The sequence below is a fragment of the Candidatus Neptunochlamydia vexilliferae genome (assembly GCF_015356785.1).
Taxonomy (GTDB): Bacteria; Chlamydiota; Chlamydiia; order Chlamydiales; family Simkaniaceae; genus Neptunichlamydia; species Neptunichlamydia vexilliferae.
On the sequence record NZ_JAAEJV010000008.1, the window covers coordinates 40002 to 49832 of the forward strand.

Sequence of the window (9831 nt, forward strand, 5' to 3'; positions counted from 1 at the left end):
TATGTTTAGTTTCTTATCTCTTAAGATCTCCTTAGACCTTAAGAATTCTCTGCCCAGAATAGGAATTGAACCTACGACCTTTTGCTTACCATGCAAATGCTCTACCCCTGAGCTATCTGGGCTCTTCACTCCTAACAAGTAGGGGTTTTAACTCAAGGACTCGCCCCCTAACTCCCCAAAAAAGATGTGGAAGGTCAGACGCGCTTATAGTTCTCAAGCGAATGCATTCAAGCTTATCTACCCTGTAAAAAAAAAGCAACCATAATTCTAAAATAAATCGATTTTTTTCGCTATTCCTCTCTGTAACCAGAGCGATTTTAGGTAGCTTTAGGCCTGTTTAACCAGAGGTCTGTGTATTTCCAGATCCCCCCTCCCTAAAGAAAGAGTTAACACTCCTAACGAGAGAAAAAAAAATACCGGCTATAAGCGTTTGATTTTTACAGAGGGGGTAACCTTTTTTTTCTTTTTTATCTGTATGCTTTATAGTTGTTTGTTCTTTATCTCTCATTACCGGCTTTTGATGTCCTGTATTTGAGTGGTGGATTGATCGAAGGGTTAATACAAGGAACTTTATAGACACAGACTATCGCTGGCGGTAGATGATCCGCGCTTTGGACAGGTCGTAAGGAGACATCTCGACCTTAACAACGTCACCCACAAAGACCCGGATATTCCGCATCCGCATCTTCCCGCAGAGGTGGGCCAGGACCACCATCCCGTTTTCAAGGGTGACCTTAAAGGTCATATTTGGGAGGAGCTCCTCAACGGTCCCCTCTAGCTTAATCGTGTCTTCTTTCGGCATATACTCTCTTATTCACCATCGGTAAAAATTTGTCAAAATCACTATCCCCACGATCTTACAGCAAAAAGGAATTATTCGAAAGAGCCAATTGCAATTGGCTCGACAAAAAGATTTTTTTTTCAATATCTAAAGCAGTCGACTTGGTCTCCCACCATATCTAGAGTGCTTATAACCATAAAACTTCGTAAAATAATAACCTTCATAAGCTTCAGAAATTTTTTCAAGATCATTTCCGCATATAGCTTGAATTCTTGGAGATTTTTTAAATTCCTCAAAGCTTTTGACTTTCTCATCCTTAAACTGCTCGAAATCTAATTTGTCTTTCTCAGATTGAAAGTGATATTTAGCTGCTTGTTCAACCTGTTCCGAAGTCCTGTAAAAGGAGCATCCCCGATAGCTATTGAATATGACTTTTGGCAGCTTGCCAAACAGTATGTTTGAAATCATATATTTTTCCTTACATCTTAGATTGGCCCATCAAACGATAATTATACTACCCCGGAACGCTACTAACATCAAGAAAAAACTGCAAAGTATACTTTAAAATACCATAACTAGAGAGCCAATTGCAAAATTTGCAAAAATCTTCCAAAAATCGGCATGGTTCAAAATAGGGTAACAATTTTTGGTCTTATGAAAGATGCGTCGGGGGCAAGCCCCCTGCTGCCCTCATACGGGGCGATTTTGCAGAGCTATTTTGAAGCCGCGGACAGCTCACCGCATGGCTTTTCTTCGCCTTCGGCTCCGAAGCCATGTCAGTTCGCTGGAAAGCTTCCTTCCTAGAAAACCTTGCACATCTTTCACCAAGGAACAAGCCTCTTTTTTTCCAGGTTTTTAGCCACTTACCATATTCGCTTTGCTCGACTTTCAGCTTAACAAAAAAAATCCACTGAACCGACACAGCTTCGGAGCCGAAGGCGAAGAAAAGCTACGTCGTGAAGTGTTACCTCAGCATGCTGTATTTTGAACCATGCCCAAAAATCGATTAATCAGTAATTTTGTAATTGGCTTTAGAGTAAGAGAATTTTTGGAGACACAAATCCTTGAATTGCGTAAAATCCCTTCCTATGAGCACACAATCTTGCCTGGAGAAACAGGCCGAACTTAAAAAAGTTTTTTCCACCCTGAAGAGTTGGGAAGAGCGATACAACCATGTCATTAAGATGGGACGCTCCCTTCCCCCTATCGCCAAGGAAGACCAGATCGAGGAAAACCGGGTAAAGGGATGCCAAAGCACCCTCTACCTTAAGGTGAGCTGCGTTGATGGACGTCTAAAGCTCCAGGCGAGTTCTGATGCCCTGATTTCGGCAGGACTCGCCTCTCTTATTACCTATGTCTATAATGGGGAGCTTCCCAGGGCGGTGCTCGAGTGTCCTCCCCTCTTCCTGAAGGAAATCGCCCTTCTTGATGCCCTCTCCCCTGGACGGGCCATTGGACTGAAGAGTCTCTACCAAAAACTGCAACAAGAGTGTCTAAAATGGCTGTAGAAAACCCGATTTTGAGCTGGGATCAGAATACGCTAACGCAAAAAATTACAACCTGCGGAGAGAATCAAAGGCAGTTCGAGCTCATCGCCCTTGTCACCCGGATCGCCTTATGCGCCTTTGGTTTGGCGGTTATGGTTGCATTTGGCAGAGTTAAACCAATCTATTTTATCCTTTCTGCCACCCTCCTTATCGTTGCCTATGTCCCGGCCATGGAGGTAAGCGTCGATCAAATTCTTCTCTGGGCCGAAGCAGCAGCTAAAGAAGCTGCTCAATACCGGGCCATTCAAGGAGAGCTTGACAAAGGAACGGTCGAAGGACTTAACGAGGTTCTTTCTGCACAGTTTCGGGTGCTTAAGGCTAAAGACGAGCCAGAACATGGAGAGGGGGTAATTCGTCAAAGGGTCGAAAACCTCCGCAATAAGGTCAGGCAAGCCTACCTTTACCATGTCTATGCAAACAAAACAGACGCAAGGAAAATTGCCGACTTTGGCACTTTTAACCGGTACCACATTAACGATCTTATTGAGTGTGAAAAGTTCGCTGTTTTTACGAAAACAGGTCGAGAGTTCACTAACCTTGAAGTAGAGCAAACAAAGGCTCAGGAGCTCGCGAAATCAATCTTCTCCTGAGGGGGAAGGGTCACCTCTACAGTTCCTTCTTCGTGGATGTAAACATCATACTCTAGCCGTACACCAAACTCCCCTGGCAGGTAAATCCCTGGCTCAATCGAAAAGCAAGTGCGAGGAATTAGGGGACGGTCATCGAGGGTTTCGATCCCATCGAGGTTGGCCCCAGGCCCATGGTTGGTCGTGTGGATGTTGTGCCCGGTTCGGTGGGTAAAGTAGTTCCCATATCCCTTTTTTTCGATCACCTCACGCACCACCTGGTCGACTTCAGCTCCCTTCACCTCTTTTCCTTCGCGGTACCTCTCGATGATCAGGTCGGTCCCCTTCTTTTGCGCCTCCCTCACAATCGCAAAGATCTCTTCATGGAGCGCCGTGGGCTCTCCAACCACTCCGACACGGGTAATGTCAGCAAAAACCCCACCCTTTTTTTTGCACCAAAGGTCGATCAAGACAAAGTCCCCTTTTTGGATCGGGGCACAAGTGTCCTGGGTCGGCACATAGTGGGGATCGGCGCTATTCGCATTGACTGCGCAAATGGGCTCCCCTTCGGTCACACACCCATTTTTTTCAAACTCCCCTAAAATAAACTGCTGTACCTGGTACTCATCGGTCAGCTTTCCAGCAGCAATTCCTCTCCATGCCCCTTCAACGGCCTCTTCGAGAACCCTAGCCGCTTCTTTATGCTGGGCGTATTGCTTCTTGGACCAGAGGCAGGTAAATGTTTGTAAAAAGGGGGCCGAGCTGACCACCTGGGGACCAAATCCTCGAATAAGCTCAATGAGCCCTCCATCGATCACCGATGCCGTCGGAATGTCTTGGTTGGGAGAGTATTCCATCGCAACACTTTTTGCTCCCTGCACAGTTTCTGCAAGGGTCCGGTGCATCTCTTTCCAACTAAAGTAGACCTTTTTCTCTCCCGGAAGGTGATCGAGATTGTGAGACTCGATCTGATGGACGATTTTAGAGGGGGCCCCGACTTGGGGGACCCAATAAAAGCACCGGCGGGTCATGAGAACAGGCTCAGGGACCTCCATCACAGAAAGGGCAAGCGGGTTGCTCCCATGAAAATCATAGAGGAGCCACCCGTCGATTTGATAAAACTTTAGCTGCCTTTGTATTTCATCGATATTCATTTTTTTCCTAATGGTAAACGCACTGAATCAACGCAGAAGCTGCGACCACTTTGAGCACCTGGTGGGGTTCTTTCAAGAGCTCCATCAGGAAGGGAATCGAAGCTTTGTCCCCGATATAGCCAAGAGCTCCTAAGATATTGATCTTTGTCTCCCGGTCGACGGTGGGGTAAGCTTCATGAAGGATCTGGACTGCTTTAGATTCGCCCCCAGAAAGGGCGAGGACAAGGGCTGCCTGGACCCGAATGTTTTGGTCCTTTTCTTGGAGAAGATCGCGGAGGATTTCGATCGCCTCTTCACCCCCTTCTTCAAGGAGGGTGTTGGAAGCGGCATAGGTCACTCCAAAGGGCTCTTCTTTGAGGAAAGCTTTGATCGCCTCTTCCGCTTTTGAGCAACGGAGCGCGGCAAGCATCCCGAGAATTTCGAGGCGGGTGAGCTGATCGACCATGGTGGGATATTGGGGCACCTGCGGAATGTGGCAAATCTGTGAGGGGGCGATCAATTCGAAAAGGGGGTTCTCTGAATGATCCCACATCAGCTTTCCTTTCCTAAGAAGGAGAAAAGTGTAGAGGGTGTCAGAAAGCTTTTGGTGATTCCCTCCCTGGCCAATGCTCCCAAGGGCAAGGTTGGCCTTCACAAAGGGGTCGGGGGTGATTTTAAAGACCTGTGTCGCTAAGGGGATGCCAGCGCTCCCAATCCGTCCCAAAATAAAGGCGGCTAAGCGGCGCGATGACTCATCGGTCGAGTAGATCCATTTACGGATGACCTGAAGCGCTGTCTCAGGGGCAAAGCGGGAGGTGACCCAAGCGGCGGTCAAGGCAACGGGGGGATGGGAATCTTCGGTGAAGTCGATTATCTTAGAAAGAGTCGAAGAGCTCAGGTTTTTTAGTCCTAAAAAATAGAGGGTATTGAGCGCTGCAATCCGAACATCGGAGGTGGGATCATCAAGGAGCTTGCAGATAGCAGAAGCTTTTTCTTTAAGATCGAGGTGGGAGACAATTTGACAGGCAAGGTGGCGGAGGCCGGCCCGCCTGGAGGTGACGAGTTTGGAAAATTCTTCTTCTCCCACCTCTTCATAGATGTTCACAAGAGAGGCAATCGCCTCTCCTTTTTCTTCGAGAGTGGTCCGGCTGCTGATAATGATCTTCTTCAGGGGCTCTTCGATCTCTTTGACCTCCATCGCCCCCAGTGCTTTGATCACCTCTAGACGGACAAACCAATTTTTCTCGGCGCTCAAAAGACGGACAAGCTCTTCAATCAAGGAAATATCGCGGTAGTGAGCAGCAAGCTGTGCTGCCGCCCTCCGCAGCAAAGCATTAGACGAGCTCAGCTGATGCAAAAGCATCCGGACCGCCCGCACATCATCGGTGTAGTAGGCGCTCACTAGCGAAGCCATATTGACAACGAACTGGGGCGAATTTTCTGAGCGCATCAAAATCCCCCAAGCAAGAGTTTCAATGAGATCGCTCCCCACCTCTTCCTTCTTAAATCCAAAACGGCCTAAAGAACTGATAGCCTCATCATCCTTTCCATTTTCGGCAAGGCTCCGGATGTAGGCTTTTTTGACCTTCTGTGAGTCGGGGTGTGCTACAAGCCCTTTTTCAGACTCAGCAATGGCTCCCCGATAGTCGTGGATGAGGAGGTGGGAGTAAACCCGCCGGACCACCTCTTCTTCAGAAGCAAAAAGGGTATATGTCAAAAGTAAAACTAATATAAGTCTCATGCCATCGGGCCAAGTCTTTTTCCACCGATTAAGTGAAAGTGGAGGTGAAAAATCGACTGTCCTGCCTCACTTCCCACATTTGTCAGTAAGCGATAATTGTCTGCAACCCCAAACTCTTTGGCGAGGGCTTGGGCCGTTGCAATCACCTCGGCCATCAAGGGAAGCTCCTCTTCGGGAACGCCTTGGAGACTCGGGTACTCCTTTTTGGGAATGATCAGGAGGTGAACGGGGGCCTGAGGATTGATATCTTTGATGGCGATCAAGGTTTCACTTTCGAAGACTTTTTCAGAGGGGAGATCCCCCTTGATAATTTTTCCAAATAGGGTGGTCATTTCTTTCCTCTTATGTAGTCGAGCGCTTTAAAGGCATCTTCTTTCGTTTCCCATATGGAGATGAACCGCCCTTTGTGGCAAAAAACAGCGCCAGCAATCCCACTTTTTTCCTTCAGCTCTTGATCGATAAGCCCTGCCCACTCTTTGGGCATCGGAATGCGGACCTGCATCCGTTTATCGTAGCTTGGAGGGATCCCTCGGAGCTTCCACTGGGTCCCCGCTGGCATGATGATAAATTGGGCGGGATGTCTGTCCCCTCCAAGGTCAAAAAAGGACTCGATCCACGGCATCGATTCTTCAAAGACCATCACGGTCTCTTTCTTGTCCATCTCTTGCTTGATCTTTCCTCGACACTCTTGGATGTAGTGGTAACGTTCAATAAGGCGTCTTAAATGGCCAAAGGTGAAGTCGAGCGCCTGAAAAAAAGCCTCGGTGAAAGCAAAGCTTTCTGCATCGTGGCGGGCAGGACCAAAGTTGGCAATTACAGAGGAAAACGAGCAGTGACCCACCATCGGCGTTCCCTTCCCATTGTCGATCGCATCGACCCCCATCACCAGGGAGCGGTTGATAAAGTGGTAGAGCTTTTCATCGATCGTTCCCTCATCTTTGAGATGTTTGAGGATCATTCCAGCACTACTAAAGCTTCCATCATAGTTAGACTGATGATGGTCGAACCGTTTGATCTTTGCATCGTAAATGCCTCCGACATCGCAGACATACTCACAGGCGGCAAGCTCTTCTTCAGCCCGCGTGCGGACGATTTTGTCCCGGTCAATTTTATTAAAAAGGAGTAAAAGGGCGCAGGCGGTCACCTCATCGGCATGGAAACTTCCATCGTGGGTTCCGAGGCTACGGGGTCTTATTTCTATATCGCTCATAAACTTTCCTATTCTAAGAGGTAAAAATTAATTGCTCAAGAACTTTCTAAAGTGTAGGGAGCCACCCCTGGGTAGCGGCGATTTGGAAGAAGATAATCGCAAGAGAACCGGCCAGCATTAAAGTGAGTGTGACCTTGCCCCCAAAGACGCGGAACCGCTCCTCTTTCTGTTCCTTGTAGCGCCCATGCCAGACCATAAGGGCCGGCAAAATCCCATAGAGGATCGCTACAAAGACCCCCGCATAGCCAAGCGCAAGGACAAAACCGCTTGGGTAAAAGAGGGCAAAAAGAAGGGGTGGGGTAAACATAAAAACCAGGAGAATGGCCCGCCCTTTAATCGTCTTTTTAATCTTAAAACCGTCGGCCAAAAAGTCGTAAAGGCTAAGGGCCACCCCAAAAAAGGAGGTGAGAAGGGCAAAGAACGAAAAAAGGCCTACTAAAATCGCGACCCAAGGGATCCCTAAAATGGCGTTGAGCGCATCGGTCAGTCCCGCCACTGGGTGAGTTCCCCCTCCAATCGTCTCCAAGCCATGTTTTCCCGTTAAAGGAAGGAGTCCAATGATTAAAAACTCCCAGACGAGATAAAAAACAAGGGGGATGAGACTTCCAAAGAGAAACGCTTTCTTCAGACTGGCCACATCTCCACTCAAATAGCTCCTTAAACTTGGGACGATGATATGAGAGGTAAACGAAAGGACAACAACCGGAACCGCTGCCCAAAGGTACTGGGGCTTTCCCCCTCGGTAGTGATCCACGTCGACATGGGGGGTGACAAAAATTAAGAGAAAAACAAATGTTCCAATCAGCCCTGCCATGCAGATCCGGTTAATCGCATCGACCGCCTTTGTTTCAAAGACCACAATAAAGCCAAAAACAGCAAGGAAAATAAAGATCCCCATGTTGGGAGAAATCTCGGTTTTCAGACCCGCCCCCAAAACATCTGCAATGAGCGATCCCCCTCCTGACAAGTAAGCCGCTGCCACCGCATAGAGAAGCATCAAAAAAGAGAGCCAGGCGACAAACTCCCCCACCGAGCCCAGTCGTTCCTTGCAGATCGTGATCAAATTGGCATTGACCTTGTCGGACATGAGCGTCGCTTCCAATAGGAAAAAGACGCTGAGAAGCATAAAAGCAAATGCGATACAAAGGAGAAGGCTCGAACCCCAAAAGCCAGCCGCCCCTGTTGCAAGGGGGAGGGCGAGCATCCCTGCCCCAATAGAGGTTCCCCCTACCAGGAGGGCACTTCCAAATGTTTTATTTCGATAAATTTTCATGTTTAAGTACTTACACTATGCCTTTTTTGAATTTAAGTTACAAACGAAAAACCAGGGGTAGTGTGTTAAGATGGCTTGGAGAAGCGACTCATAGGAGGAAAGTTCGAAACGTCCGATGCAGGCAACCCCGCAGCGGGCTTTTGAAGGAGGACAACAAAGAAATTTCCCCTAGGAGGCGCTTAAACAAGACATCTGAACATACTATCCCTGGTCTAAAAGCCCCAAGAGAAGCCGAAGCCGGTGAAAGAGGTGCGGTCCTTGAAGAACTGACCCACTGAGTAGCCCCGATGGTAGTTGACGAAGAGGCGGATCTTTCGGCCCACACCTTCGAGTTTACTCACCTCGTAACCGGCCATGTAGGTCCCATCGAGGTTCCAGCCATTCACCTGCCAGTTCCGGAGGTAGACAGCAAGGAAGGCTGTTCCATAGAGGCGGTGGTAGAAGAACTTTTGGCCGAGGAGGCGCACCTCCCCGCCCCACTCGACGTAGAGGGGGGGCTTGATCGGGTAGGTACTGTCGCTATGCCAGACCCAGCCAGGACCAACGTAGACCCGAAGCGCCTTATTGACCTGCCAGGAGACGAAAAGGTCGAGCGCTTCCATACTGGGGTTGACCCGCTTCACTTCGGGATGGTGGACGATAAATTCGTCGCCCAGGTGAGAGGAAATGTGGTAAACCCGCAGGCGAAAGGCCCATTTATTGGCTGCATAGGTAAGGGGAAAGCCAACTAAATAGTCGGTATTAAAAAGCTCTGAAATCTCCCCATTGTCATGATGAACCCCCATCTTAAAGACCGACCAAACACCCGCCTGAATCCCAATCTGCATCGCTCCATTCCAACGGAAAACATCGCGCCAACGGAAGATCGGGAACTCATCCCCATAAGAAACGGCGATCGACTTGGTCCCCACCACATTGTCCCCAATACGGTAAGCGGCGGAGTAGATCGTTGCCATCGGATTGGCAATCATCGGGGGGTATAGGACCGTTTGCTGAGGAAACCAAATCCCATTGATTTGGGGGCGGGTTTCCCGCTCCTCAAGCTTTGCCAACTTCTCTTCTGGAAATTTTTCAACAGGAGTCACTGAGATAACACCGGGAACATCGGAGACAAAGGAGATGATACTATCTCGAGTCAGATCATTTTTGGGGAGGTTGTAGAGATAAACGTCTCCGTTCTCCACATAGACGAGAACATCAAATTCGTAATAGTGGGAGTTAACAAGGGCCTGGATGTACCCTTCTAGATAGGCATCATCCTCAGAGGTCACCACCTCTTTAATCCCTGCGTCACCTTGATTGCCAGGGCTGGAAAACCCTTGAATACCAAGAGCTAAACACAAGTAGAAAAATATCTTGAAACTGCTAAACTTCACTGTTAGGTATATAATTTTGTTTTAAAACACTATATACCTGCTCAATAGAATTATAGACAACGATTATTGCCTTTATTCCCATTTCTGTTAAGATAGGGGGGTCAACTACTCCTCCCTAAAGGAAGGAGCTTGTAGCTAGCGCAGTTGCTGCTACCATAGGCACGTTGACAGGTGCCCTTGCTGAGACAACAGACTCAGCAAGCT

The 9831-nt window shown here is 48.4% G+C and carries 10 protein-coding genes and 1 tRNA gene; 2 read left to right on the forward strand and 9 right to left on the reverse strand.

Features of this window, described 5'->3' with window-relative positions:
* Positions 1-50: 50 nt before the first annotated feature.
* The 3 genes from NEPTK9_RS02830 to NEPTK9_RS02840 all read right to left on the reverse strand — a co-directional run bounded on the left by NEPTK9_RS02830 (position 51) and on the right by NEPTK9_RS02840 (position 1249).
* Positions 51-122: transfer RNA gene (locus tag NEPTK9_RS02830), tRNA-Thr, on the reverse strand.
* 461 nt (positions 123-583) lie between these two features.
* Entirely contained in the window at positions 584-802 is a 219-nt protein-coding gene (infA, locus tag NEPTK9_RS02835) for a translation initiation factor IF-1 (protein ID WP_194847316.1), read from the reverse strand.
* Between the two features lie 126 nt (positions 803-928).
* Positions 929-1249, reverse strand: coding sequence for a hypothetical protein (locus NEPTK9_RS02840; protein WP_194847317.1), 321 nt, complete (start codon positions 1247-1249; stop codon positions 929-931).
* Between the two features lie 620 nt (positions 1250-1869).
* On the opposite strand from NEPTK9_RS02840, the gene NEPTK9_RS02845 reads away from it, so the two are divergent.
* Together NEPTK9_RS02845 and NEPTK9_RS02850 are read left to right on the forward strand one after the other, a co-directional pair.
* A complete protein-coding gene (locus NEPTK9_RS02845; protein WP_194847318.1) occupies positions 1870-2289 on the forward strand; it encodes a SufE family protein in 420 nt (139 codons plus the stop codon).
* Complete coding sequence (locus NEPTK9_RS02850) at positions 2280-2918, forward strand: hypothetical protein (protein WP_194847319.1); 639 nt, start codon at positions 2280-2282, stop codon at positions 2916-2918. Before NEPTK9_RS02845 ends, NEPTK9_RS02850 begins: the two co-directional genes overlap by 10 nt.
* On the opposite strand, the gene NEPTK9_RS02855 is transcribed toward NEPTK9_RS02850, so the two are convergent.
* From NEPTK9_RS02855 to NEPTK9_RS02880, 6 genes are all read right to left on the reverse strand, one after another.
* A complete protein-coding gene (locus NEPTK9_RS02855) occupies positions 2888-4048 on the reverse strand; it encodes a M24 family metallopeptidase (protein WP_194847320.1) in 1161 nt (386 codons plus the stop codon). The genes NEPTK9_RS02850 and NEPTK9_RS02855 overlap by 31 nt on opposite strands.
* Positions 4049-4055: 7 nt before the next feature.
* Entirely contained in the window at positions 4056-5768 is a 1713-nt protein-coding gene (locus NEPTK9_RS02860; protein ID WP_194847321.1) for a HEAT repeat domain-containing protein, read from the reverse strand.
* Complete coding sequence (locus NEPTK9_RS02865; protein WP_194847322.1) at positions 5765-6100, reverse strand: histidine triad nucleotide-binding protein; 336 nt, start codon at positions 6098-6100, stop codon at positions 5765-5767. The genes NEPTK9_RS02860 and NEPTK9_RS02865 overlap by 4 nt, the downstream gene beginning before the upstream one ends.
* Positions 6097-6978 carry an MYG1 family protein gene (locus tag NEPTK9_RS02870; RefSeq protein ID WP_228546994.1) on the reverse strand — a complete coding sequence of 294 codons (882 nt, stop codon included), beginning with the start codon at positions 6976-6978 and terminating at the stop codon, positions 6097-6099. The genes NEPTK9_RS02865 and NEPTK9_RS02870 overlap by 4 nt, the downstream gene beginning before the upstream one ends.
* A 46-nt stretch (positions 6979-7024) precedes the next feature.
* A complete protein-coding gene (locus tag NEPTK9_RS02875) occupies positions 7025-8251 on the reverse strand; it encodes an amino acid permease (protein WP_194847323.1) in 1227 nt (408 codons plus the stop codon).
* 212 nt (positions 8252-8463) lie between these two features.
* Positions 8464-9522: a DUF1207 domain-containing protein gene (locus tag NEPTK9_RS02880; protein ID WP_194847324.1), complete on the reverse strand. Its 1059-nt coding sequence runs from the start codon at positions 9520-9522 to the stop codon at positions 8464-8466.
* Positions 9523-9831: the final 309 nt, after the last annotated feature.

Excerpts from the sequence above, each read along its gene's own strand:
- infA (WP_194847316.1), bottom strand. The coding sequence starts at position 802 with ATGCCGAAAGAAGACACGATTAAGCTAGAGGGGACCGTTGAGGAGCTC.
- NEPTK9_RS02840 (WP_194847317.1), bottom strand. The coding sequence starts at position 1,249 with ATGATTTCAAACATACTGTTTGGCAAGCTGCCAAAAGTCATATTCAAT.
- NEPTK9_RS02845 (WP_194847318.1), top strand. The coding sequence starts at position 1,870 with ATGAGCACACAATCTTGCCTGGAGAAACAGGCCGAACTTAAAAAAGTT.
- NEPTK9_RS02850 (WP_194847319.1), top strand. The coding sequence starts at position 2,280 with ATGGCTGTAGAAAACCCGATTTTGAGCTGGGATCAGAATACGCTAACG.
- NEPTK9_RS02855 (WP_194847320.1), bottom strand. The coding sequence starts at position 4,048 with ATGAATATCGATGAAATACAAAGGCAGCTAAAGTTTTATCAAATCGAC.
- NEPTK9_RS02860 (WP_194847321.1), bottom strand. The coding sequence starts at position 5,768 with ATGAGACTTATATTAGTTTTACTTTTGACATATACCCTTTTTGCTTCT.
- NEPTK9_RS02865 (WP_194847322.1), bottom strand. The coding sequence starts at position 6,100 with ATGACCACCCTATTTGGAAAAATTATCAAGGGGGATCTCCCCTCTGAA.
- NEPTK9_RS02870 (WP_228546994.1), bottom strand. The coding sequence starts at position 6,978 with ATGAGCGATATAGAAATAAGACCCCGTAGCCTCGGAACCCACGATGGA.
- NEPTK9_RS02875 (WP_194847323.1), bottom strand. The coding sequence starts at position 8,251 with ATGAAAATTTATCGAAATAAAACATTTGGAAGTGCCCTCCTGGTAGGG.